This window comes from Caballeronia sp. GAWG1-5s-s (assembly GCF_023631445.1).
Taxonomy (GTDB): domain Bacteria; phylum Pseudomonadota; class Gammaproteobacteria; order Burkholderiales; family Burkholderiaceae; genus Caballeronia.
In genome coordinates this window covers 57,420-80,801 of sequence record NZ_JALQDC010000022.1, presented here as the reverse complement: position 1 = coordinate 80,801, position 23,382 = coordinate 57,420, and the positions used below count along the sequence as shown (strand labels likewise).

At 65.1% G+C, this 23,382-nt stretch carries 23 protein-coding genes; 11 read left to right on the top strand and 12 right to left on the bottom strand.

Annotation, left to right across the window (positions count from 1 at the left end):
• Positions 1 to 139: 139 nt before the first annotated feature.
• Positions 140 to 2,878, bottom strand: coding sequence for a DNA polymerase I (gene polA / locus NCR34_RS14675; protein ID WP_250500511.1), 2,739 nt, complete (start codon positions 2,876 to 2,878; stop codon positions 140 to 142).
• Position 2,879: 1 nt separating this feature from the next.
• Between polA and NCR34_RS14670 the strand changes: the two genes are divergently transcribed.
• Together NCR34_RS14670 and NCR34_RS14665 are read left to right on the top strand one after the other, a co-directional pair.
• Complete coding sequence (locus NCR34_RS14670) at positions 2,880 to 3,629, top strand: LOG family protein (RefSeq protein WP_175940962.1); 750 nt, start codon at positions 2,880 to 2,882, stop codon at positions 3,627 to 3,629.
• Between the two features lie 484 nt (positions 3,630 to 4,113).
• Positions 4,114 to 4,743, top strand: a complete 630-nt coding sequence (locus tag NCR34_RS14665; RefSeq protein WP_250500244.1) for a hypothetical protein — start codon at positions 4,114 to 4,116, stop codon at positions 4,741 to 4,743.
• Between the two features lie 50 nt (positions 4,744 to 4,793).
• On the opposite strand, the gene NCR34_RS14660 is transcribed toward NCR34_RS14665, so the two are convergent.
• Complete coding sequence (locus tag NCR34_RS14660) at positions 4,794 to 6,320, bottom strand: AMP nucleosidase (RefSeq protein ID WP_206469192.1); 1,527 nt, start codon at positions 6,318 to 6,320, stop codon at positions 4,794 to 4,796.
• A gap of 177 nt (positions 6,321 to 6,497) precedes the next feature.
• On the opposite strand from NCR34_RS14660, the gene NCR34_RS14655 reads away from it, so the two are divergent.
• The 3 genes from NCR34_RS14655 to NCR34_RS14645 all read left to right on the top strand — a co-directional run bounded on the left by NCR34_RS14655 (position 6,498) and on the right by NCR34_RS14645 (position 8,806).
• Positions 6,498 to 6,908 carry a hypothetical protein gene (locus tag NCR34_RS14655; protein ID WP_248322996.1) on the top strand — a complete coding sequence of 137 codons (411 nt, stop codon included), beginning with the start codon at positions 6,498 to 6,500 and terminating at the stop codon, positions 6,906 to 6,908.
• 90 nt (positions 6,909 to 6,998) lie between these two features.
• Complete coding sequence (locus tag NCR34_RS14650; RefSeq protein WP_250500243.1) at positions 6,999 to 7,970, top strand: homoserine kinase; 972 nt, start codon at positions 6,999 to 7,001, stop codon at positions 7,968 to 7,970.
• A 14-nt stretch (positions 7,971 to 7,984) separates the two neighbouring features.
• Positions 7,985 to 8,806 carry a BPSS1780 family membrane protein gene (locus tag NCR34_RS14645; protein ID WP_250500242.1) on the top strand — a complete coding sequence of 274 codons (822 nt, stop codon included), beginning with the start codon at positions 7,985 to 7,987 and terminating at the stop codon, positions 8,804 to 8,806.
• Between the two features lie 92 nt (positions 8,807 to 8,898).
• Here NCR34_RS14645 and NCR34_RS14640 read toward each other — a convergent pair whose 3' ends face one another.
• Both NCR34_RS14640 and NCR34_RS14635 read right to left on the bottom strand, forming a co-directional pair.
• Complete coding sequence (locus NCR34_RS14640; protein ID WP_175940956.1) at positions 8,899 to 9,072, bottom strand: DUF3563 family protein; 174 nt, start codon at positions 9,070 to 9,072, stop codon at positions 8,899 to 8,901.
• A 136-nt stretch (positions 9,073 to 9,208) separates the two neighbouring features.
• Positions 9,209 to 10,369 carry an extracellular catalytic domain type 1 short-chain-length polyhydroxyalkanoate depolymerase gene (locus tag NCR34_RS14635; protein ID WP_250500241.1) on the bottom strand — a complete coding sequence of 387 codons (1,161 nt, stop codon included), beginning with the start codon at positions 10,367 to 10,369 and terminating at the stop codon, positions 9,209 to 9,211.
• Positions 10,370 to 10,656: 287 nt separating this feature from the next.
• Between NCR34_RS14635 and NCR34_RS14630 the strand changes: the two genes are divergently transcribed.
• Entirely contained in the window at positions 10,657 to 11,346 is a 690-nt protein-coding gene (locus tag NCR34_RS14630) for a phosphatase PAP2 family protein (protein ID WP_250500240.1), read from the top strand.
• 16 nt (positions 11,347 to 11,362) lie between these two features.
• On the opposite strand, the gene NCR34_RS14625 is transcribed toward NCR34_RS14630, so the two are convergent.
• Positions 11,363 to 12,187, bottom strand: coding sequence for a TOBE domain-containing protein (locus NCR34_RS14625; RefSeq protein WP_250500239.1), 825 nt, complete (start codon positions 12,185 to 12,187; stop codon positions 11,363 to 11,365).
• Between the two features lie 226 nt (positions 12,188 to 12,413).
• On the opposite strand from NCR34_RS14625, the gene NCR34_RS14620 reads away from it, so the two are divergent.
• Positions 12,414 to 13,997: an inorganic phosphate transporter gene (locus NCR34_RS14620; protein ID WP_250500238.1), complete on the top strand. Its 1,584-nt coding sequence runs from the start codon at positions 12,414 to 12,416 to the stop codon at positions 13,995 to 13,997.
• Between the two features lie 281 nt (positions 13,998 to 14,278).
• Positions 14,279 to 14,437: a DUF3309 family protein gene (locus NCR34_RS14615; RefSeq protein WP_040050372.1), complete on the top strand. Its 159-nt coding sequence runs from the start codon at positions 14,279 to 14,281 to the stop codon at positions 14,435 to 14,437.
• Positions 14,438 to 14,527: 90 nt separating this feature from the next.
• Here NCR34_RS14615 and NCR34_RS14610 read toward each other — a convergent pair whose 3' ends face one another.
• Positions 14,528 to 14,842, bottom strand: a complete 315-nt coding sequence (locus NCR34_RS14610) for a hypothetical protein (RefSeq protein ID WP_248322990.1) — start codon at positions 14,840 to 14,842, stop codon at positions 14,528 to 14,530.
• A 36-nt stretch (positions 14,843 to 14,878) separates the two neighbouring features.
• Positions 14,879 to 15,109 carry a hypothetical protein gene (locus tag NCR34_RS14605; RefSeq protein WP_250500237.1) on the bottom strand — a complete coding sequence of 77 codons (231 nt, stop codon included), beginning with the start codon at positions 15,107 to 15,109 and terminating at the stop codon, positions 14,879 to 14,881.
• A 264-nt stretch (positions 15,110 to 15,373) separates the two neighbouring features.
• Between NCR34_RS14605 and NCR34_RS14600 the strand changes: the two genes are divergently transcribed.
• From NCR34_RS14600 to NCR34_RS14590, 3 genes are all read left to right on the top strand, one after another.
• Entirely contained in the window at positions 15,374 to 15,643 is a 270-nt protein-coding gene (locus NCR34_RS14600; protein WP_175940949.1) for a DUF2866 domain-containing protein, read from the top strand.
• Between the two features lie 92 nt (positions 15,644 to 15,735).
• Complete coding sequence (locus tag NCR34_RS14595; protein ID WP_250500236.1) at positions 15,736 to 16,173, top strand: MbcA/ParS/Xre antitoxin family protein; 438 nt, start codon at positions 15,736 to 15,738, stop codon at positions 16,171 to 16,173.
• On the top strand, positions 16,170 to 16,895 hold the full coding sequence (locus tag NCR34_RS14590) for an RES family NAD+ phosphorylase (RefSeq protein WP_250500235.1): 726 nt from the start codon (positions 16,170 to 16,172) through the stop codon (positions 16,893 to 16,895). Before NCR34_RS14595 ends, NCR34_RS14590 begins: the two co-directional genes overlap by 4 nt.
• A 7-nt stretch (positions 16,896 to 16,902) precedes the next feature.
• Here NCR34_RS14590 and NCR34_RS14585 read toward each other — a convergent pair whose 3' ends face one another.
• The 5 genes from NCR34_RS14585 to NCR34_RS14565 all read right to left on the bottom strand — a co-directional run bounded on the left by NCR34_RS14585 (position 16,903) and on the right by NCR34_RS14565 (position 23,368).
• Positions 16,903 to 18,243 carry a DNA topoisomerase IB gene (locus NCR34_RS14585; protein WP_502800090.1) on the bottom strand — a complete coding sequence of 447 codons (1,341 nt, stop codon included), beginning with the start codon at positions 18,241 to 18,243 and terminating at the stop codon, positions 16,903 to 16,905.
• A gap of 92 nt (positions 18,244 to 18,335) precedes the next feature.
• Positions 18,336 to 19,073 carry a metallophosphoesterase gene (locus NCR34_RS14580; protein ID WP_250500233.1) on the bottom strand — a complete coding sequence of 246 codons (738 nt, stop codon included), beginning with the start codon at positions 19,071 to 19,073 and terminating at the stop codon, positions 18,336 to 18,338.
• 159 nt (positions 19,074 to 19,232) lie between these two features.
• Entirely contained in the window at positions 19,233 to 21,224 is a 1,992-nt protein-coding gene (locus NCR34_RS14575; RefSeq protein ID WP_250500232.1) for a c-type cytochrome, read from the bottom strand.
• Positions 21,221 to 22,816 (bottom strand): GMC family oxidoreductase, encoded by a 1,596-nt coding sequence (locus NCR34_RS14570; RefSeq protein ID WP_250500231.1) that lies wholly within the window; start codon positions 22,814 to 22,816, stop codon positions 21,221 to 21,223. Before NCR34_RS14570 ends, NCR34_RS14575 begins: the two co-directional genes overlap by 4 nt.
• A gap of 54 nt (positions 22,817 to 22,870) precedes the next feature.
• Entirely contained in the window at positions 22,871 to 23,368 is a 498-nt protein-coding gene (locus NCR34_RS14565; RefSeq protein ID WP_250500230.1) for a sugar dehydrogenase complex small subunit, read from the bottom strand.
• Between the last annotated feature and the right edge of the window lie 14 nt (positions 23,369 to 23,382).

The window sequence follows — 23,382 nt, the reverse complement described above, 5'->3', positions numbered from 1 at the left end:
GGATTGCACGGCGCTGTCCGCTCGCCTCGTTGCCTCATTGTGCGTGATGCGACGCGGCATTCACAAGCGCCGCCGTCGCATGAACGACATATGCTCGATGCCGGCCGCTCAGTGCGCCCTCAGTCGCCCTCAGTCGCCCTCAGTGTGCTTCTTCCCAGTTGTTGCCGACGCCCACTTCCGCGACGAGCGGCACCTTCAGTTCGGCGACGCCGCACATTAGTTCGGGCAGACGCTTGCGCACGTCCGGCAGTTCTTCTTCGGGCACTTCGAGCACGAGTTCGTCGTGAACCTGCATGATCATCTTCGTGCGCATGCCTGCTTGTTCGATCCAGTCCTGCACCGCGATCATCGACATCTTGATGAGGTCGGCGGCGGTGCCCTGCATCGGCGCGTTGATCGCGGCGCGCTCGGCGGCCTGACGGCGCGGACCGCTGCCGCCGTTGATCTCGGGCAGCCACAGGCGCCGCCCGAACACGGTTTCGACGAAGCCGTTCATTTTCGCCGTGACGCGCGTGTTTTCCATGTACGCGGCCACGCCCGGATAGCGCGCGAAATAGCGGTCGATATAGAGCTTCGCCGCGTCGCGCGTGATGCCGAGATTCGACGCCAGACCGAACGAGCTCATGCCATAGATCAAGCCGAAGTTGATGACCTTTGCGATGCGCCGCTGGTCGTTGTCCACTTCGAGCGGCGTCACGCTGAACACTTCGGATGCCGTCGCGCGGTGCACGTCCTCGCCTTCCGTGAACGCGCGCATGAGCGAGGCATCGCCCGAAATGTGCGCCATGATGCGCAATTCGATCTGCGAATAATCCGCCGACACGATCTTGCTGCCCGGCGGAGCGATGAACGCCTCGCGAATGCGCCGGCCTTCGCCGGTGCGCACCGGAATGTTTTGCAGGTTCGGTTCGTTCGACGACAAGCGCCCCGTCACCGCGACGGCCTGCGCGTAATTCGTGTGCACGCGGCCCGTAGCCGAATTGACCATGCGCGGCAGCTTGTCCGTGTAAGTCGACTTGAGCTTCGACAGCGCGCGATGTTCGAGCAGCACCTTTGGCAGCGGATAGTCTTCGGCGAGCTTTTGCAGCACTTCTTCGTCGGTGGAAGGCGCGCCGCTGGGCGTCTTTTTCACGACGGGCAATTGCAGCTTCTCGAAGAAAATCTGGCCGATCTGCTTGGGCGATCCGAGATTGAATTCGCCGCCCGCATGCTCGTAGGCTTCGGTCTGTAATTCGATCAGGCGCTTGGCGATCTCGTTGCTTTGCGCGTCGAGCTTCTCGCGGTCGATCAGCACGCCGTTGCGCTCCATCTTGCGCAACACGCGCGCGGTCGGCATTTCGATGTCGCGATACACCCGCAGCAGTCCTTCTTCTTCCGCGACCTGCGGATAGAGCGTCTGATGCAGGCGCAAGGTCACGTCGGCGTCTTCGGCTGCGTATTCGGCGGCCTTCTCCAGCGCCACTTCGTCGAAGCCGATCTGCGCCGCGCCCTTGCCCGCCACGTCTTCGTACTTGATGGTCTTCACGCCCAGATGCCGCAGCGCGAGGTTGTCCATGTCGTGCGGACGATGCGACTCCAGCACGTACGATTGCAGCAGCGTGTCGTGCTCGACGCCGTTCAGTTCGATGCCGTGATTGGCTAGCACTTGCTCGTCGTACTTCAGATGCTGGCCGACCTTCTTCTTCGATGCATCCTCGAGCCAGGGCTTGAGCTTCGCGAGCACTTCGTCGCGCGGCAACTGCACGGGCGCGTCCGGCCCGCGATGCGCCACCGGAATGTACGCGGCGTGTCCCGGCTCGACGGCCACGGACAAGCCGACGATCTGCGCGACCATCGGATCGAGCGAGGTGGTTTCCGTATCGAACGACGTGATCTCGGCGGCTTCGATGCGCGCGAGCCATGCATCGAACTGCTCCCACGTCTGCACGGTCTCGTAGTGATGGACGATCTCGGTGACTTCGGCGGGCGGTGTATCGGTCGGGCCTTCGACGGCATCCGCGATTTCTATTTCGCGCAGCCAGGTCTTGAAACCATGCCGCAGGAACACGTCGCGCAACTCGTCGCGCGATTCAGGGCGTGTTTGCAGCGTCTCTTCGATAGAGTCGATCTGCGAAGTGAGGTCGCATGCCGTGTGCACGGTGACGAGCTTTCTCGCCATCGGCAGGAAGTCCAGAGCCTTGCGCAGATTGTCTCCTACCGCACCTTTGATCTCGCTCGCGTGTGCGACGATGCCATCGAGCGTTTCGTATGCGGTAAGCCATTTGATCGCGGTCTTGGGTCCGCACTTTTCGACGCCGGGCACATTGTCGACCGTATCGCCGATGAGCGACAGATAGTCGACGATGCGCTCCGGGGGCACGCCGAACTTGTTCACGACGCCTGCGCGATCGAGCGTTTCGTTGGTCATCGTATTGATGAGGGTGACATGATCCGTCACGAGCTGAGCCAGATCCTTGTCGCCCGTCGACACGATTACCTTCATGCCGCGCTTTTCGGCCTGCACAGCGAGCGTGCCGATGACGTCATCGGCCTCGACGCCTTCGATCATCACGAGCGGCCAGCCGAGCGCGCGCACCGCGACGTGAATGGGCTCGATCTGCTTGCTCAGGTCTTCGGGCATCGAAGGACGGTTGGCTTTGTAGTCGGCGTACCAGTCGTCGCGGAAGGTCTTACCCTTGGCGTCGAAGATGCACGCGCTATACTCTGCATTGATTTCGCGGCGAAGGCGCCGCAACATGTTCACCATCCCATACAGTGCGCCGGTGGGACCGCCGTCGGGACCACGCAGGTCAGGCATCGCATGGTAAGCCCGGTACAAGTAGCTAGAACCGTCGACCAATAGCAGGGTCTTACCTTCAAGACTGAGTTCTTCAGGCATTATGAACAAGAGAAAAGTGATTCCGAGTCTGCGATCACTCGCAGATCAAGAGCGCGCGACAGCCAAGAAGGCCCGCGCGTCGTGGCAGATGTTCACGATTATGGCAGAGTTTATCGAGGCGACCGAGTACCTCTCGGAGATCCGCCCTGCCATCAGCATCTACGGTTCGGCCCGTCTGAAACCGGAGTCGCCGTACTATCAGCGCACCATCGAAATCGCGCAAAAGTTCTCGGATGCAGGCTTCGCCGTCATTTCGGGCGGCGGTCCGGGCATCATGGAAGCGGCCAACAAGGGCGCGCACGCGGGCAAGTCGCCGTCGGTGGGATTGAACATCGAATTGCCGCACGAGCAGTCGGGCAATCAGTGGCAGGACATTTCGCTGCGCTTCCGTCACTTCTTCACGCGCAAGGTCACGTTCGTGAAGAATTCGGATGCGGTCGTGGTGATGCCGGGCGGCTTCGGCACGCTCGACGAACTCGCGGAAGTGCTCACGCTCATTCAGACGAAGAAGTCGCGTCATGTGCCTATCGTGCTCGTCGGCGCGGAGTTCTGGGCGGGGCTGCTCGACTGGTTCAAGAAGACGCTGTTGACCAATGGCGTGATCAGCGAGAAGGACCTCGATCTGATGCAGGTTATCGACGAGCCGGATCAGGTGCTCGATGCCGTGCTGCGGTTTTATGAAGACCGCGAAGAGAAGGTCGAAGAACCGGCTGAGGGTAAGTCGGACGAGGATCGGATGTTTTATTTGTAAGGCTGTCGATTCATCAAGGGAAGGGCCGCGCCTGGTCCTTCCTTTTCTTCTTCCCGGCAAGGCCTTGCCGCGGCTTCACACTTTTCCATAAACGACCGCGTTGTGAACGGTATGCTCGCGCCCGCGCCGCATTGGGAACGCGCATACAGGCCGCACGAGCGGTACTTCGCGTCGATTCCACGGCTTCCATTAATAGTCTCGGCTCTTCGGGATGGCGTCTGACGAAGAGCCGCCGTCATTTGCCCGCAGTGGCAAGCCTGGAGCAAGCATGAAGCAAGCGCTGTATCGAACACTTCAACTGACCGTCGCGACGGCAATTGCCGTCTCGCTCATTGCTGGTTGCGAGAAGGAGACGAATACGCCAGCCGTCACTCCGTCCGCGACCACGCAGGACGCGAAACTCGCTCTCTTGAAGGACATATCCGGCGTCTGGAGTTCGTCGTCCGCAATCGGACTCACGACAATTCAATACGCCGACAACCGCTTGCAGATCCTCCAGGGCGACACACCGTTAGCGGTCACGCTGGGTGACGTCGATCCTGGCGAGGAAACGGTGAACGTCAACACTGTCGTCAATCGCAAGGAAGAGATCCTCACGCTCCGCAAGAAGTGGAACGCGGATCACACGGCTTACAACCTGACGATGACGGGCAGTGACGGACAACAGGACGTGCTCGGGTTCGTGCGCCGCATCAGCAACGACGATCTCAACAGAATCAGCCGGCTGAGCGTGGCGCGGGCGTCGTCCCCGGCGCCGAGTCAGCCGACCGAATCGGCACCCGCGCCGGTCGCTTCGAGCGACCGCGGCATCATCGACATGTGGCTTGGCGGCATCGACATGAACATGCGTTCGTGTCCCGGCTCGACGTGCGCAGCGCTGCTGATCGTTCCAAAGGACTCGAAGATTAGTGCCGATACATCCACGATCCGGAACGTCACCGAGTCGTCGGGAGCCAACACGCCGTGGGTTCGGGTGACGTATGAAGGCGCGTATTGCACGCCAGAAGAACTGGATCAGCAAACGGGCTGCACCCCCTCCCACGGCACGGACGCACCCGTCACCGGCTGGATGAACTACACCCGCTTGTTGAGCGCGCCGCGCCCGCAACAATAAGCCACTGCATCGCGGGCGGCGACTCTGTGCCGCCCGCGCGCATGCGTTCCTTACTGAAACGCCACCTCCGCAAAACTGCGCAACTTGCGCGAGTGCAGCCTCGACAAGCCGTTCATCCGCAACAGTTCCATCGCTTTCACGCCGATCTGCAAATGCTGGTCCACCTGGGCGCGATAGAACTGGTCCGCCATGCCCGGCAGCTTGAGCTCTCCGTGCAGCGGCTTGTCCGATACGCATAGCAAGGTCCCGTACGGCACGCGAAAACGGAATCCGTTCGCGGCGATGGTCGCGCTTTCCATATCGAGCGCGATCGCGCGGCTTTGCGACAAGCGCTGCACCGGCTCGCGATGATCGCGCAGTTCCCAGTTGCGGTTATCGACACTCGCGACCGTCCCCGTTCGCATCACGCGCTTCAGCTCGACACCTTCCAGCTGCGTCACCTGCGCCACCGCTTTTTCGAGCGCGACCTGCACTTCCGCGAGCGCCGGCACGGGCACCCAGAGCGGCAGATCGGCATCGAGCACGTGATCTTCGCGCACATAGCCGTGCGCGAGCACATAGTCGCCGAGACGCTGCGTGTTGCGCAGGCCAGCGCAATGGCCGAGCATGACCCAGGCATGCGGACGCAGCACCGCGATGTGATCCGTAATCGTCTTCGCGTTCGACGGCCCCACGCCGATATTGACCATCGTGATGCCGCTGCCGTCCGCGCGCTTCAGGTGATACGCGGGCATCTGCGGCAAACGCGCCAGCGCCGTGCCTTCGTCGGGCTGCTCGCCGAGATTCGCGTTGTACGTGATGACGTCGCCCGGCTCGACGAACGACGAATATTCGCTGCGATACGCGCGGGTCTCTTCGTCGTCGGCGCGCGACATCAGCGTGCGGCCGAGCTTCACGAACTCGTCGATATAGAACTGATAGTTCGTGTAGAGCACGTAGTTCTGAAAATGCGTCGGCGAGGTCGCCGTGTAATGGCGAAGCCGATGCAGCGAAAAATCCACGCGCGCCGCCGTGAACAACGCAAGCGGATGCGGCTCGCCCGGTCCCGGTTCGTACGTGCCGTTGACGATGCGGTCGTCGAGCAGCGCGAGATCCGGCGTATCGAAGACATTGCGCATCGCGAGCAGGCGGTCGCGGTCGAGATCGCCTTCGAGGTGAATGCCTTCCGCAAACGCGAAGTGAATCGGAATGGGCTGCGCCGACACGCCCACTTCGATGCCCACGTGATGATTCTTCGTGAGCAGGCGCAACTGCTCGCGGTAGTAGTCGCCGAACAGATCGGGCCGCGTGAGCGTCGTCTCGAAGATGCCCGGCCCCGCGACGAAACCGTACGAGCGGCGCGAATCGATGTGCGTGTTCAGCTCCGTTCGCACTCGCACGAACGGATAGCACGCGCGCACCCGATGCGTGAACTGCTCGTTGCGCCGGTATCGCGCGAAGGCGTCGCGCAGGAAAGCGGTGTTCGCTTCGTAGATGGCGGAAAGGCGCGTGACGGCGGCGACCGGGTCATCGAAGGATTCGGTCGGGAAATCGTTGGCCGGCGTGCCTTGCGTGGTTTGAGTGCGGTCGTTTGTCATGATTTTGTGTGCGTGTGCTTCAATGCCCTGTCGATGAATCGACATTAACACGGAAGAAAGTGCGGACCATGAAGCCCCTACCGCGCGCCTTCCGATAAGCCGGACACGCGGGAAGCAACGCGGGCCGTTACGCTTCGATAGGGTTTGTTAGAATCCGGCCATCCCTGGAGAATTATCATGAAGCCGCTTCTTTCTGTCGCCGCAGCGGCAGTCCTCGCCGCCGCAAGCGTTGGCGCCTTCGCGCAGCCGATATCCGACGCGAACCCGCCGGCGGCGCAACCGGCTCAGCACACCATGTCGGCGGAAGAAGCCGCGGGCCTTCCGGATCTCAAGGCCATCAACCGGCCGCCCGCCAATGTCAGCTCCAAGGTCGAGATCTCGCCGCCGCGCACGCCGAGCTTTCACGAACTGAGCCCGAACGGAACCGAGATCACCGAGTACCGCGACAAGGGCAAGCCGGTCGAGATCAACGTCCACTCGAATTTCGGCACGCATTATCAGATGAGCGCGCCTGCGGATACGTCGCCGCAAGTGCGCGACAACGGCCGCGCGAGCACGCGCCTGCCGTCCGTGAATCTGCGTTATTGAGTCAAGTAAGATAGCTTCGAGCCCGCTCTCCGTGAGCGGGCTTCGTCATTCGGCCCGCGCGGGCCAATCAACCAGACCGACGTTTCCTGCATGGCCGTATTCACCCCCGTCTCTGACGCCGAGCTCGGCGACTGGCTGCAACACTACGATCTCGGCGATGTCGTCGAATTTCGCGGCATCCAATCGGGCATCGAAAACAGCAACTTCTTCCTCACGACCACGCACGGCGAATACGTGCTGACGATCTTCGAGAATCTCACGGCCACGCAGCTTCCGTTCTATCTGGATCTGATGCGCCATCTCGCCTCCCATCGCGTGCCGGTTCCCGATCCGATGCCGCGCTCCGACGGCTCGCTCTTCGGCATGCTGCGCGGCAAGCCGGCCGCCATCGTCACCAAGCTCGAAGGCGCGCCCGAACTGGCGCCGACGCCCGCGCACTGCATCGAAGTCGGCAACATGCTCGCGCGCATGCATCTCGCGGGGCGCGACTTCGCGCGGCATCAGCCGAATCTGCGCAGCCTGCCGTGGTGGCAGGAGAACGTGCCGGCCATCATCAATTTCCTGAGCGACAGCCAGCGCGAACTGATCGAATCCGAGCTCGCGCATCAGACCGCTTTTTTCGCCTCGGCCGATTACGCGGCGCTGCCCGCCGGCCCGTGCCATTGCGACCTCTTTCGCGACAACGTGCTGTTCGCGCATGGCCGCGAGCACGCGCGGCTCGGCGGCTTCTTCGATTTCTATTTCGCGGGCGTCGACAAGTGGCTGTTCGACGTGGCCGTGACCGTGAACGACTGGTGCGTCGACCTGGCGACCGGCGCGCTCGATGCGGCCCGCGTCGATGCGCTTCTGCGCGCCTATCAAACCGTGCGTCCTTTCACGCCGGCCGAGGAACGCCACTGGAACGACATGCTGCGCGCGGGCGCCATGCGTTTCTGGGTGTCGCGGCTCTATGACTTTCATCGTCCGCGCGAAGCGCAGATGCTGAAGGCGCACGATCCCGGCCATTTCGAGCGCATTCTGCGCGAGCGCGTCCAAGCCGCGTCCTCTTCCGCCCAACGGTAATTCAGCGACTCCTCATGCGACTCATCGAAGTTCCCGCCAAAACCGGCTACGTGTGGTTTCGCCAGGGCATCTGGCTCTTCCGCCGCAACCCGTTTGCGTTCCTCACGGTGTTCTTCGCCTATTTGTTCGTGATGACGCTGATTTCGCGCGTGCCGCTCGTCGGTCCGTTGCTGCCGCTCTTGTTCATTCCTGGCGTCGCCGTGGGTTTCATGGCCGCGTGCAGGAACACCATCGCGGGCAAGCCCGTCTGGCCGACCATCCTCGTCGACGGATTTCGCTCGTACGGAAGCGTGGTCGCGCGCCGCTTGCTGGTGCTGGGCGCGCTCTATGTCGTCGCGATGGCAGTGATTTTCGGCGTCTCCGCCCTCGTCGACGGCGGCGCGCTCCTCAACCTGATGATGGGCAACGGACCGTCCGGCGATCCGGAGACGGTCGCGGCCGGCTTCAGTCCGCTGGCCGTGCTGGTGGCCATGGCGTGTTATCTGCCGGTCGCCATGCTGTTTTGGTTCTCGCCGATTCTAATTGCATGGCACGAGGTTCCGACCGCGAAGGCGCTGTTCTTCAGCCTCGTTTCCTGCTGGCGCAATCGCGGCGCGTTCATCCTGTACGGCGTCCTATGGATCGCGGTGGCGCTCGCTATCTCCTTCGGCCTCACGGCGCTGATGCAGGCGCTCGGCGTCGGACAGGAGATGGCGTTCGCGGTGCTGATGCCGGCGTCGATTCTCGTGACCACCGCGCTGTACTGCTCGTTCTACGCGACGTATCGCGGCTGCTTCGGCGTGCAGACGCCGGACGCGCCGGACCTGCCGAACACGTCCGGCGCCTCGGGACGCTGACGGCGCCGCGTGCATGCGGCGAGTAGGCAACAAAAAAGCCGGCTGACTGCCGGCTTTTCTCACATCGACTCAAGCTCGCGCCGAGGGACGACTCAGTTCGCCATCCACGACGGATGACGTGCTGCGGCACGCTGGTCCAACTTCTTCATGCGATATTCGAGATCGTAGATGTCGGTGGCTTCAGCGAGGTACGCGTCGTCACGCTCGCGGTCACGCTCTTCAGCGGTCTTGGTCAGGAACAGGAAAATACGGGAAAGCAGGAACATGATTGGCCTCGCTGGATACTGGGGTAACTACCTATAAGCGTGATTATAGGGTAATCCCTGAGCCAGCGCCAGCATTTACCGCTAGAACGCTGATACTAAAGACGAAATTGCAACACCTGAAACAAAGCCGCCGCGTTTAAGCGACGAACGCCGCGCGCGCGGGCTCGCTGGAGCGGCGCTGATGCTTGAAGAACTCCCACAGCACAGCGGACGAATCCGGCCCTTTTGAAGAATGGAAAGCCACGGTGTCGTCGCCGCCCGCCCACGCATGCCCGAGCCCGCGCACGATCGACGTCTTCACGACGCGCCGCCCGTTCTTGAAAAAGTCGCGCACGACGCCGTCGGCATGCGTTTCCTCCCGTACTTCGCCCGCGCGCGGCTTGCCCGCTGCGTCGATGAAGCCGTTCAGCCGAAGGAACTGCTGCGTCAGTTGCTCGGCGTTCTCGGCGGACACCACCGAATCGAGCTCGCCATGGATGATGACTGCCGGCATGCCCGGATAGTCGCGCACGTCGAGCGCGGCGTCGATCAGCGTCACCGGGTCGGTGCGGCTTGCGCGGCGCATGACGTCCATCGCGCCGATCGCCGAGTTCGCCTCGCCGAAAACCACGCCCGAATGCAGCCCGACCGCCGCGAACAAATCCGGATAGCGGACGGCGAGCAGCGCCGCGAGTCCCGCGCCCGCCGAGATGCCCGCGAGATAGACGCGTTCGGGATCGAAATGGTGCTCGGCGACCGTCGCGCGGATGAGCGATACGATCGACGCCGCCTCGCCGCCGCCGCCGTTGTCGGAATCGTCGTACCAGCGCCAGCAGCGATGCGGATGGTCATGTTTCGACTGCTCCGGGTACAGCACCGCGAAGCCGTATTTGTCCGCGAGGAGATTCATTCGCGTGCCTTGCGCGAAGTCGTCGGCGCTTTGCTTGCAGCCGTGGAGCATCACCACAACGGGCATGCGGCCGAGGCCGGTTCTCGGCGGCACGTACAACGCGTAGGAAAGGTGGTTGACGAACCGGCCGGCGGTCGGCGGGGCGGAATGATACGAGCGATCCCACTTGCCGCGCGCCCATGCGGACGCACGCGGCCGCACGCGAGACTCACGCGTTTCGGGGCGACGGGCAGCGGGCGCGAAAGCCGCGGCCTTCGAGGCGGCGCCGGACTTGAGCTTCGATCGTACGGTTTTTGAACGCGCGGGCTTCGCAGCCGGGCGCGACTTGGGCGGGCGAATACTTTCGACTTGGACAGCGACCAGGCGTCTCAAGCCACGCAACCAGAGTTTGGTAAGGCTCTTCGACATTCGGCTGGTTCTCCTAAAGCGTGTTTCAGATGACGCGCGTTTAGCGCGTCGTGTTGCAGTGCACAATACCATTAAATGGATGGACTCGCTGACTCGCGCGCGGCGGCCGGTCCGAAGGTTTGTGACATTTAGCGCCAAAAGCCCGACGATATCGCTCAATAGGCCGCGTTACCGACGGTGCGTTCGCCAAAATTTCGTCTTCTTCCCAACCGGTATACTGCTGCTCGCAACGGCTTTCTGTTCCTGTCCCTGCCGCAACGCAGCAACTGCTATTCCTATTGCTCCTGATGAACGTCGACATCCCCGTTTCGCTCTGGTTGAGCATCACCGCCCTCGGCAGCGTCGGCGTCATGCTGCCGGTCGGGCTCGCCGCTGCCGCGTGGCTCGCGCTGGGTTATCGCTGGAAGTACACGCTGGAATGGCTCGCGCTGCTCGGCGCGGGCAGCGCATGCGTCGGGCTGAGCAAGATCGCGTTCATCGGCTGGGGAATCGGCGTGCGCACTATCGACTTCACGGGCATCAGCGGCCACGCTTACATGGCGACCGCGGTGCTTCCTGTGGCGCACTTCGTCGCGCTGCTGCCGGCACGCGGCCCGTTGCGCGCGGGCGGCGTGGGCGTCGGTCTGCTGCTGGGCGCGCTGATCGGCGGGTCGCGCGTGGTGGTCAACGCGCATTCGGTATCGGAAGTCGTCGCGGGCTGCGCGCTCGGCGGCGCGGTGGCAATCGCGTTCGTGAGCATCGCGTGGAAAGCGGAAGCCGGCAAGCTATCGCCCACGCCCGTGGTGGCGAGCCTTGGCGCCGTCGTCGTCGCGCTGCATGGCGTGCCGGTGCCGACGCAGCACTGGATCACCGAGATTGCGCTCGGATTATCGGGCCACGAGCGCCCGTACGTTCGGGCGCGCTGGAAGGCGAAGATCTATCGCGTGCCGGACCGGCGCGCCGACTCGCACGCGCCGCGCGAACCCGTTGCCGCGTGAAGCAACGGAAAACGCGTCAGTCGTTCACGCCGATGATGACGCTCGACGCCTTGACGACGGCGACAGCCTTCTGGCCCTCGGCCAGCCCGAGCGCCTCCGCGCTCTGATTCGTGATGATCGCGGTGACGGTCGTCGACTCGTCGAGCGCGAGCGTCACTTCGGCGTTGACCGCGCCGCGCGTCACGCTGGCAATGGTCCCGCGCAACTGATTGCGCGCCGACAGCTTCGCGGGCGTGTCCTCCATCAGCATGACCCACGACGCCTTGATGAGCGCGAACGCGTCGCTGCCCTGCTGCAAGCCGAGCGCCTCCGTGCTCTCATGCGTGACGACCGCGACGATGGTCTGACCGCCCGGCAACCCGAGTTCCACTTCGTCGTTCACCGCGCCGCGCGTGATTTTCGTGATCTTGCCGGCCAACTGGTTCCGCGCACTCGTTCTCATCCCCAATCTCCCGATAAGCCGCCAGTCGCGGTCGAAGCCTTCGATGGCCTCGCCCACGTGTTCAAGAAACTTGCGATGCTCGCGGTCGACCGCGTGATAGGTGTCGATGAGCCGCAGCGCCGACGCAGTCAGTCTCGTTCCGCCGCCGCCCCGGCCGCCGGTCGCGCTGGCCACGAGCGGCTCGCCCGCGAGGTTGTTCATCGTATCCACGGCGTCCCACGCCGCTTTGTAGCTCATGCCGACGCGTTTCGCGGCCGACGTGATCGATCCGGTGTCGCGAATCGCCGCCAGCAGCGCGATGCGCCCCGCGCCGCCGAGCGTCTCGCCACCGCTTTTCACCCAGACCGAGCCGCCGAACTCGAGCGGTTCGGGGACGGCGGGCGGTGTTTCCTTGGTCATCGGTCGCCTCTCGAGTGACGGAATACGCGAAACGTGCCGCCGAATTATATCGACGCCCTTGGCGCCCCAGCGGGTGTTCATACATGTTCGCGGCGCGACACATCAGAGGAAATAGGAATTGTTCCGAGAGTCATGAAAACGACACACGCGCCATGAAACATGACCTTTTCCCTTCGCCGGCCTATTGCTTCGACATTGCCGGAGTTCCTCGCCTCAAGGACGCGCCATGAACCAGGTTGTCTTTCCGCAAGCGCAAGGCCGCACGCCAGGGCAACGCTTCGCGTTTCTGTTGTTCCTGCTCGCCATCGGAGCGGGCGTCGTGTATTGCATCCTGCACCTGTTCGAGGATCTCGCGCCGGTGCGCGAATCGTCGGTGTTTCCCTACCTTCTGCTCGGCGTCGCGCTCGTCATCGCGCTCGGCTTCGAGTTCGTGAACGGCTTCCACGATACGGCCAACGCCGTCGCGACCGTCATCTACACGCACTCGCTGACGCCCAATCTGGCCGTCGTGTGGTCCGGCGCGTGGAACTTCATCGGCGTGCTGATTTCGAGCGGCGCAGTGGCGTTCGGCATCCTTCAGTTGCTGCCGGTGGAACTGATCATCGGCGTCGGCAGTTCGCAGGGCTTTGCGATGGTCTTCGCGCTGCTGATCGCGGCGATCATCTGGAATCTCGGCACGTGGGCGCTCGGGCTGCCGTCGTCGAGTTCGCATACGCTGATCGGCTCCGTCATCGGCGTCGGCCTCATGAATCAGATGCTGCACGGAAGCAACGGCACGTCGGGCGTCGACTGGAGCCAGGCGGTGTCGGTCGGCAAGTCGCTGCTGTTCTCGCCGCTCGTCGGTTTCGTGCTCGCGGGCTTTCTGCTGTACGTGCTGAAGCTCGTCGTGCGCGTGCCGGAGCTCTATCAGGAGCCGAAGAAGAACACGCCGCCGCCGTTCTGGATTCGCTGTCTGCTGATCCTGACGTGTACCGGCGTGTCGTTCGCCCACGGCTCCAACGACGGCCAGAAAGGCATGGGCCTCATCATGCTGATCCTCATCGGGACGGTGCCCACGGCCTACGCGCTCAACAAGGCAGTCACGCCTGCCGAGACGCAGACGTTCCTCGCGGTGAGCCACAGCGCGACGGAAACGCTCCAGCGATACAGCGGCGGCGCGTCGGCGGCGCCGGACGCGCGCGCGCAGGTCGAGAAGTTCGTGCAGACGGAGACGCTCGCGCCCGACACCATCGCGTCGTTGAAGGCGCTGATCGGCTCGATCGAATCGCAGATCCGCCCCAGCGAGACGATCGCCTCGGTGCCGCAAGGCAACGTCCGCAACGTGCGAAACGAGATGTACATCGCGTCCGAGGCCCTGCGCGTGATGGAGAAGCAGAAGTCGCCCGCGTTCGCGCCTGCCGACGTCGCCGTGCTCGACAACTACAAGCATCAGCTCGATCACGCGACGAAGTTCATTCCGACGTGGGTGAAAGTGGCGGTCGCCGTGGCGCTCGGGCTCGGGACGATGGTCGGCTGGAAGCGCATCGTCGTGACGGTGGGCGAACGCATCGGCAAGACGCATCTGACGTATGGGCAAGGCGCGTCGGCGGAACTGGTCGCGATGCTGACCATCGGCGCCGCCGACGTCTACGGCCTGCCCGTCAGCACGACCCACGTGCTGTCGTCCGGCGTCGCGGGCACGATGGCCGCCAACGGCTCCGGCCTGCAATGGCGAACGGTCCGCAGTCTGGCGCTCGCGTGGCTGCTCACGCTGCCGGTTTCGATCGCGCTGGCCGGCGCGCTCTTCTGGGCGTTCCGCGGACTGTTCTGACGCACAGCCGGGCGCGCGCGTTTCGCTTTGAAAATTTTGCGCGCGCCGATACCCCGTCTTTCATTTTGACAATCGGCATCGTTGCACGCGGCCTCGCGCACGCGTGCGGCGCCTTGCTGCCGCGCCCGCGCCGACGTCGGCACGGGCTTTGCTTTTTGCTCCTTGTCGATCGCAACGCTGGACGGCCAGCGGCTTTAATGCCGCTGCGCTAAGACGTGTAGCGGGTTGGGAGGTGCACGTCGAGCCGGATGGTCGCGCGGTCTTTTATAAGGAGAAGTCAAATGACGATCGGAACCATCCTGCTCATCATCCTGATTCTGCTGTTGATCGGCGCGATCCCGTCCTGGCCGCACAGCCGAAGCTGGGGCTACGGACCCAGCGGAATTCTCGGCGTCGTGTTGATCGTGGTGATCGTTTTGTTGTTGATGGGCCGTATATGACATCGGGCGGGCGCCGCAAGCGTCCGCCGCCTCGCTGCAAAAAAGAAGGGCGCTCGACTGAGCGCCCTTCTTCGTTTGATGCAGTGTGATTCAGACCTGCATGACCTGACCGTTCGGCTCGATCTTGCGGGGGATGACAGGCTCCGTCTGTCGGGGCGACGCCGCCTTCGCGCGCGGCGCGACCGTCGGTGCCTCGATGGAAGCTTTGTCGGCGATCTGCTTGACCGCCGCCACGCTTCGGGCCTTCTTCTTCGCGACCGTCCGCGATGCGGCGTGCGTCTTCGCCTTGCTCTTAGCCGATTGCGACTTCGCTTCCGGCGGATTCCAGACCTCCGTGTACCGCTGCGCCGCCATGACCGGCGACGTTCCGAGCACGAAAGCCATCGTCAGGAATGCGAGTTTCAATTCGTTGCGCTCCATCGGTTGAGTATGGGTTGCCGCTCAGTGACCCTGACGCGCGCTGCGCGACAGGATTGCGTCGAGCGTGCGTTCGGAGGTTTCCAGTTCGCGTAGCGCGGCATCGAGGCGTGCGAGCGACCGCGCGACGGATTGCGTGCCCTCCTCGAACTGCGGCTCGCCTCGCGTGGCGTCGAAGGCGGCGTTCACCGCGCGGCTTGCGCGCATGAAGCGTTCGAGCGCGGCAGCTTCGAGCGAATCGTTGCGAGAGATCATCGGCAAGCTCCTTGTTGCAGACAAGCTGTACGAATATACAGTAATGCGGCGAGCCGGCAAACTGTCGATGCGCCCCGTGGCAAAAATGCCGAAGGGTCTATTGACCGGCGAAGCAGCGCATTGCAGAACGCGCGAGGAGCGGCGTTTTGCCGCATGTCGCACGCAGCGGATACGGATTAAGCCGAGCTTAATTGTCGGCGCACACACTCGATGCGCGATCACGCCCGGCCGCCCACAGCCGGGCATCCACGTGAGGAATGTGCCATGTCCGCCAACCCCGCCGCGCGCCCTTTCGCCAACCTCGCCCGCGCCATGCGCCGCCATACGGCGCTCAAGTTGAGCCGCTGCCGCCTGTCCGCGCCCATCGAGCCGCCCTGGGGCGAGCCGTATCGTACCGTCGAATGGACGCTCAAGAGCGATCCGCGGGTGCAGCGGCGCGTGTTGCGGGCCGATTGCACGCCGTCCGATATCGCGGATGCGCTTCAATCTCACACGCCGGGCCGTTGCTACGGTCCCGCCGACGACGATGACTGACCGCGCAACCGTCGCTGGAAAGCTAGATTTGGCTTGTATAAATCCATATATGGACTAACATGCGTTAAAGGTTCCTTTGGAGACTTAACGACATGCCCCATGCCGCACGCGCCGCATCGTCGGCGGCCGGCCAACCGGCGCCGCGTCCCGCGCCGGATCTCGGCGACCTGTCCGCTGCCGGCCTGCGCGCCTTTTTCAAGATCGCGGAAGCGTGGTCCCTCTCAGCCGACGAGCAAATCGTCCTGCTGGGCAAACCCGGGCGGTCGACCTTCTTCAAGTGGAAGAATGCGCCGCAAGCCGCGCGCGTCGGGCGCGATACGCTCGAACGCCTTTCGCTGATTCTCGGCATCTACAAGGCGCTGCAAATCCTTCTTCCCGATCCTCAAGCCGCCGACACGTGGGTCAAGCGCCCGAACACCGCGCCCGCATTCGGCGGCCGGCCGGCGCTCGAACGCATGCTCGCGGGCAATGTCAGCGATCTCGTTGCCGTCCGGCAATATCTCGACGCAATGCGGGGCGGCTGGGCGTGACGGGCACTCAGGCTGTATCGAACTGGCGGGACCGCTGGCCGCACGCCGAGCTGGAGTGGTCGCCGGCGTTTCGCGTGATTCCGACTCGCTTTCCCGCCGTGAATCTCTTCGACCGGGTGGCATCGCCGCAAGATTTCGACGCCCTGTACGCGCTCGAAGCCATGACCAACGACCGCCTGCGCACGGAGGTCGGCGAACTCGACCTCGTGCCGCCGGAAGAACGTTGTTTTGGGCCCGGCTGCGGTCCGATCATGGCGGCCTTCACGCATCTGAACCCGAACGGCAGCCGTTTCTCGGACGGCAGCTACGGCGTGTTTTACTGCGCCCGCGACCGGCAGACCGCGATTGCGGAGACGCGCTATCACGCCGGCCTCTTTCTCGCCGCGACGAAGGAAGCGCCGCTGCGTCAGCAAATGCGGCTCTACCGCGTGACGGCGCGCGGCGAAGTCGTGGATGTGAGGGGCGATCGCATAGCGCAGGCGGGGCTGAATCCGCAGATCCTCGCGCCGGACGATTACGCGCCCGGCATGGCGCTCGGCCGGGCGGTGCGGGCAGCGGGCGCGCCGGGCATCGTCTATCCGTCAGTGCGCGATCCGCAGGGCGAATGTCTCGCCGCGCTGCGCACGACCCTCTTGCGCGACTGTCATCACGCCGCGTATCTCGAATACAACTGGAACGGTCACGCAATCGATTGCGTGTTCGAACTGAACCAGGTCGGCTAGCTTCGGGCTAGTTGATCGCGACGGCCGTCGAACTGCGCGTGCGCGACAGCTTCTTCGTCGCGGGCCGCGCGGCTTTCGGCGAGGTCTTGCGCGCCACCGTCTGGAGCGCCTGCGCCGCCGCGCCCTTCGCGCTGCCCTTCAGCGCCCCTGCGCGCGCCTTCTTGCTCGATTCCGCGAGGAGGCCGGTGAGCCGCGCGTCGCTCGCCGCTGCGCCCTTGCGGTTAGCGCGGGCCGCCTCGCGGGCGCGGCGCTTCGCGTCCTTCTCCAGAAAGATGACGAGCGCGGCCTCGTCCGTCTTGAGCCCGTGCCGCCGCGACGCCGGCAGCGCCTCGGCGAGTTCGCCCGCCTCGAACGCCTCGATCACGGCCGGATGCACGTAGCACTTGCGGCACACCGCCGGCGTATTGCGCAGCAGTTGCGACACTTCCTTGATCGTGCCGACCACATGCTTGCGCGCTTCCGTCACCGTCTCCCACTGCAGCTTGCGCAGCGCCGCCAGCGCGAACACGCTGCCCGCCCACGTGCGGTAATCCTTCGCGGTGAAATCGGCGCCGGTGATCTCGCGCAGATAATCGTTGATGTCGGACGAACTGACCGAGTGGCGCTCGCCGTCGGGATCGAGATACTGAAAGAGGTCCTGTCCCGGCAAATCCATGCAGCGCTTGACGATCCGGGCAACCCGCGCATCGCTCACGGCCACGTCGTGCTCGATGCCGCTCTTGCCGCGAAACTTGAAGCGCAGCGTCCCCGACGACACCTTCAGATGGCGCTTTCTCAGCGTCGTCAGTCCGTACGAGCGGTTCTCCCGCGCATATTCCTCGCTGCCGATGCGAATGAGCGTCGTGTCGAGCAGGCGGACGACCGTGGCGAGCACCTTGTCGCGCGGCATGCCGTCGAGCGCGAGATCGCGCGACACGCGGGCGCGCAGCTTCGGAAGCACCGCGCCGAACGCGAGCATGCGTTCGTACTTGTTGGCGTCGCGCGTTTCGCGCCATTGCGGGTGATAGCGATACTGCTTGCGGCCGCGCGCGTCGCGGCCCGTCGCCTGCAAATGGCCGCGCGAGTCCGGGCAGATCCAGACATCGACGTAAGCGGGTGGAATGGCGAGCGCGTTGATGCGCCGGATTTCGGCTTCGTCTTCGATGCGCTTGCCTTGCGTGTTGAAGTAGACGAACGCGCCGTCGATCCATTCGCGCGTGTAGCCGCGACGGGAATCGTCCACGTAACGCAGGCCGGGCGGAAGCTCTTCCGCGAGCGACTGCGCAAGAACGTTCTGCGCGCCGCGCGGTTCTTCCGCGGCCCCGTTGCCGCCGCTGCGTGCGGCGTTTTGTCCAGCGTTGCGTCCGATTCTCGCCACTGCGTGCCTCGACTCGTTGCTTTTGGTTCGTGGCGAGACTGCGAGCAACGGCCGTGCCGCGCGCTATTTTCTGAGCGCGACGCTCACGGCAACGCGAGTTCGCGCGCCCCTTCGGACGCCGCCCAGCGTTCCTTGACCGACCAGATCTGGTCGCTGCCGACTTCCACGATGGTCAGCCGTCCTTCCGCAGCGAACGCGCCCGTATCGATATAGATCTGCGAGCCGATTTGCCGGACTGCGCGCATCGGCGTGTGGCCGCAATAGGTCGGCGACAGCCCGCGCTGGCGCGACGGGTCCGCGTTGCCGAGCGCGAGGCTGCGGCCCCAGAGCATCTGGCTGCGCGTGTCGTCGGAGAACTCGGCGGCATCCAGATCCGCGTCGCTGCCGAAGAATTCCGCGTGCAGCACGTTGAAGCGTCGCGCGCCTTCGCCCACGACGCGCACGAGCGGCAGCGTCGAGAGCTTGGTGGCGAGCGCGGCGAGTTGGTCGTCGGGAAGCGCCTCGGCCCACGCGCCGCCGATGGCGTACCACGACTGACGGCGCATCTGGCCCGCCGCCACCGCGACCAGCGAATCCTCGTGATTGCCGAGCACCGGATAAAACCACGGCTTGTCGATGAGCTCGACGGCCGCGAGCGAATCCGTGCCGCGGTCGACCAGATCGCCGACCGAAAACAGGCGGTCGCGCGAGCCGTCGAAGCCGATCTCGCTCAAAAGATAGCGCAGCGCATCGACGCAGCCATGCAAGTCGCCGACGACGAAGTCGCGGCCGATATCGTTGGCCGGATGCCTGCAGACGGCGGAATAGGTCGGATCATTCATGCGTCGATCTTAGCGCCGGGACAATGGAACGTGTGCGTGTTGGGTCGCTTTCGCTGCGGATTTCGTAGCGTCGGCGGGCGGCGTTTCGCAAGCCGGTCCGATGCCTGATTCCTTGCTCATTCATTGGCTCTCGGCAGGAAGCGAACTGAGCGAGCCCTATTATTGCGCGATCGAGCGCAGCCGCGCGACATCTTCGGGCTGCGTCGTCGCGCGAGGGTCGCCGAACTGCTGCGTCACATAGTTGGCGAGCGCGGCGACGTCCTCATCGGATAAGGACGCGCCGAACGCCGGCATGAGCGCCGGGGCAGCGTGGGTCTCGCGGTTCACGCCATGCAGAATCACGAGGACGAGGTTGCTCGTGTCCATCGAGCCGAACGCGGCAGTCACAGCGTTGTGGACGAGCGACGGGAACGCAACGCCCGCGCCCTCGCCCGAGACGCCGTGGCAACTTGCGCAGGCGGCGGCGTAGAGCCGGGCGCCTTGGGGATGGGTGGCGTTGGCTGCGCCGGGGTCGCCTTTAGTGGCGTGTCGCGGGCTCTTTTGGGCGTCTGCGCTGGCGTGGGCGGGATCCGTTGAGGCGGTCGGCGTCTTCGCGGTGCTTGCGCTGTCGTGGCCGACTTTCGTCTCGGTGGCTGGCGGTTTCGCGGTGCTCGCGCTGTCGCGAGCGATCTCAGTCGAGGTGGCCGGCGTTTTTGCAATGCTCGCGCTGTCGCGGCCGAATTCCGTCGCGGTGGCTGGCGCTTCTCCGGTGCTCGCGCTGGCGCGGCCAAGTTCCGTCGCGGTGGCTCGGATTTTCGCGGTGTTCGCGCTGTCGCGGCCAGATTCGCTCGCGGTGGCCGGCGTTTCTGCGGTGCTCGCGCTGTCGCGGATGGAACTGGTCTCGGCACTCCGCGTCCGGGCAGTGCTCGCACTGTCGCGGGCGATCTCGGTCGAGGTGGCCGGCGTTTTCGTGATGCTCGCGCTGTCGCGGCCAAGTTCCGTCGCGGTGGCGGCCGCTTTCGCGGTGCTAGCGCTGTCGCGGGCGATCTCAGTCGAGGTGCCCGGCGCTCTACCGATGCCCGCGCTAGCGGGGCCGGAGCTTGTCGCGGGACGTGAAGTCTTCGCGCCGCCAGCACTGTCGCGTTCAGAATCCGCAGCCGCCGCCCGCCCTCTCCCGCCGTTCCCGCCGTCGCCCCCAAACGCGCCCACCGCATCTAGCGTCGTGATATCAGCCTGCCCCGCCGCGCCGAAGCTCCATCGCGAACGCGTGCCGCTATGCCCGGCGACAACCGGCATCGCGCGAAGATAAGCAACCATCGCCCGACGATCCTCATCGGTCAGAAACTGCGTGCCGTTCGCGACGACTTCCGCCATCGGCCCGATCGCGTACGCGCGCCCCGGCGCAGCGCCGCTCGCCAGATAGCGCAGCAACTCGTCGTCGCGCCATGCGCCGATGCCCGCCATCCGATCGGGTGTCTGATTGCCCGCGCGCCACCCCGCCACCGACGCGCCGCCGAGCCGCTCGCTCTCCTTCAACCCGCCCAGCACGTTGCGCGGCGTGTGGCACTGTCCGCAATGCGCGAGGGCTTCGACGAGATACGCGCCGCGATTCCACTCCGCGCGCTTGCCCGGGTCCGGCACGAACCGGCCCGGCGTGAAGTTGAACGCGTTCCACGCAGCCATCAGCCAGCGCCAGCCGAACGGAAACCGCAGCGCGTGCGGCGGCGGCGCGTAGCGCACGGGCGGCACCGTCGCGAGATAAGCGCGCATGGCGAGCACGTCGGCGTCGGAGAGCCGCGTATAGGCCGTGTACGGAAATGCGGGATAAAGATGCTCGCCGTTCCTGCCGATGCCTTCGCGCATCGCCCGGACGAACTGCGCGTCGGTCCATGCGCCGATGCCCGTCGCGCGGTCGCTCGTGATGTTCGGCGTATAGAAGGTGCCGAAGCGCGTCTGCATGGCGCGGCCGCCCGCGAACGGCCGCGCCGGGTCCGCCGTGTGGCACGCCATGCAGCCGCCTGCGCGCACCAGATATTCGCCGCGCGTAGCGCTCTCGGCCCGCGCGGGCGCCGCGGTCTCGCCGTGTTGCGGTTGCGCCGAAAGATGGCCGAACGCGACCGCGAGCGCAACCGCAAGCATCGCGGTCACGACGAGCAAACGCCGCCGCGTCATCGCAGCGACGCTTCGATGGTGCCCGCGAGCCGCAGCGCGAGCGCCGCGATCGTCAGCGTGCAGTTGACCGAGCCGCCCGCCGGCATCACGGCGCTCCCCGCGACGAAGAGATTCGGGTGGTCGTGCGCGCGGCAGTCGGCATCGACGACGGAATCGCTCGCGTCGCGGCCCATGATCGCCGTGCCCATGATGTGGCTGCTCGGCTCCAGACCGTCGTCGTGCTCGATGTGCTCGCCGCCGAACCATCCGGCAATGCGCTCGAACACCGCCCGCGTATCAGCGGCGCTGCGGCGCACGTAATCGTCGATGGAGTAGCGAATTTCCGGGCGCGGCAAACCGAGCGCGTCTTTCTGCGCGGACAGCGTCACGCGGTTGTCCGGCGACGCCAGTTGTTCGTGGAAGCTGCCGAGCGTCAGCCGTCGCGCGGACTGCTCCCGGATTTGCCGGTCGAGCTCGCCGCCGGTCAGCCCGGCTTCGATCAGCTTCGACGTGACGACGAGCGTCGGCGATGCATTCGACAGATGCAGCTTCTTCGCCGCCTGCTGCGCGCGAAAGGGGCCGTCGCGGAAATCGACGACCGAACTCATCTCCACCGGCCCGCGGCCCGGCCAGAGCGCCTCGTTCGCAAGGAAGCTCACGGCCACGCCCGGATGGTCCATCAGATTGCGTCCGACCTGATCCGACGCATTCCCGATGCCCTTCGGAAAGCGCGTGGACGCCGACATCAGCAAGAGCTTCGGCGTTTCAATGCCGTTCGCCGCGATCACGAAGCGCCTGCCGGTCACGCGCGTGCTCGCGCCGTTCGGGTCCTTGTAGTGAATGGCGATGATCTCGCCCTTGTCGTTCGCTTCGATGCGATACGCGACCGCCTGCGCAATCAGCGTCGCGCCGGCGCGTTCGGCCTTGTCGGCGTGCGTGCCGCCGTGATAGAGCGCGCCGATCGGGCACACCGGCATGCAACTGTTCGCGCCGCAGCACGGCGGCCGGGCGTCGTACGCGCGGCTGTTGCGCGCCATCGGCTCCGGCACCGCGCGCATCGACTGCCCCGCGAGCACCTGCGCGAACCGCTGATCCAGATACGAGAGCGGCAACGGCGGCATCGGATACGGCGTCGAGCGCGGCGAGCCGAGATCGACGTCCGGCCCCGCGACGCCCAGCTCGCGTTCGGCCTGTCCGTACCACGGTTCCAGCGTTTCATAGGGAAACGGCCAGTCACGGCCGACGCCATGCAGCGTGTGCAGCCGAAAGTCCGCCGGCAACAGACGCCACGCCGCGCCTGCCCAGTGCCACGTCGTGCCGCCGACGAGTCGCAGAAACTGCGGCTCGTACGCCTTCTCCCCGCGATTCACGAGATAGCTGCCCGGATTCGCCGGATCGGAGCGCGGCGCGTGGCGAACGAGCGGATAAGGCGCGCACAGATCGCGCTTCTCGGGCGCGCGCCGGAAGTTCTCGACGATCTGCCAGCGCGCGAGACGCGGCCCCGCTTCGAGCAGGATCACCGACGCGCCCGCCTTCGCCAGCCGGTACGCGACGAGACTCCCCGCCACCCCCGACCCGACGATGACCACGTCCGCCGCTGTCGATCCCGCCATGCGCTTCGCCTTTGTTCGTCGTTGTCGTTGTCGTTCGGGGAGCCGGGATATCGGCTACGGCTTGTTCGCCCAGTCGGCGGGCGCGCCGCGGCAGTACGAGGGAACCGTGAGCATGTCGCGGACGGGATCGAACATCAGTGCGCGTTCGAACGCAACGACCTCCGCCTGCTCGCCTTCGCCGACGACGCCCAGATACCACGCCCGCACCACGCTGCCGACGGCCTTCGCGAGATCGGGCTGTGTCGCCCGCAGCGCGGCAGTGACGACGTCGCTCGGCGTGCCGCCGTGCGTCGCGAGCCAGTGTTCGAGGCGCTTCATGTTGTCGGCGAAATTCGCATCGGCGCGAAGCAGAGCCGCGTGAACGCGCGCGGCGACGAGCGGATCGAAGGCGGCGCGGCCGGTCAGCTTCATCGACACCGCGATGAACGTGTCGAAGTCTTCGCCGACCGCGGGCGCCGCGCGCGAAGGCGCGAACGCCAACGCAGCCGACGCCCCCGCGCCCGCCAGCATGCCTCGACGCATCGTGAAGGACACGCGCTTACGTTCAGCCATCGGTCGTCCTCATG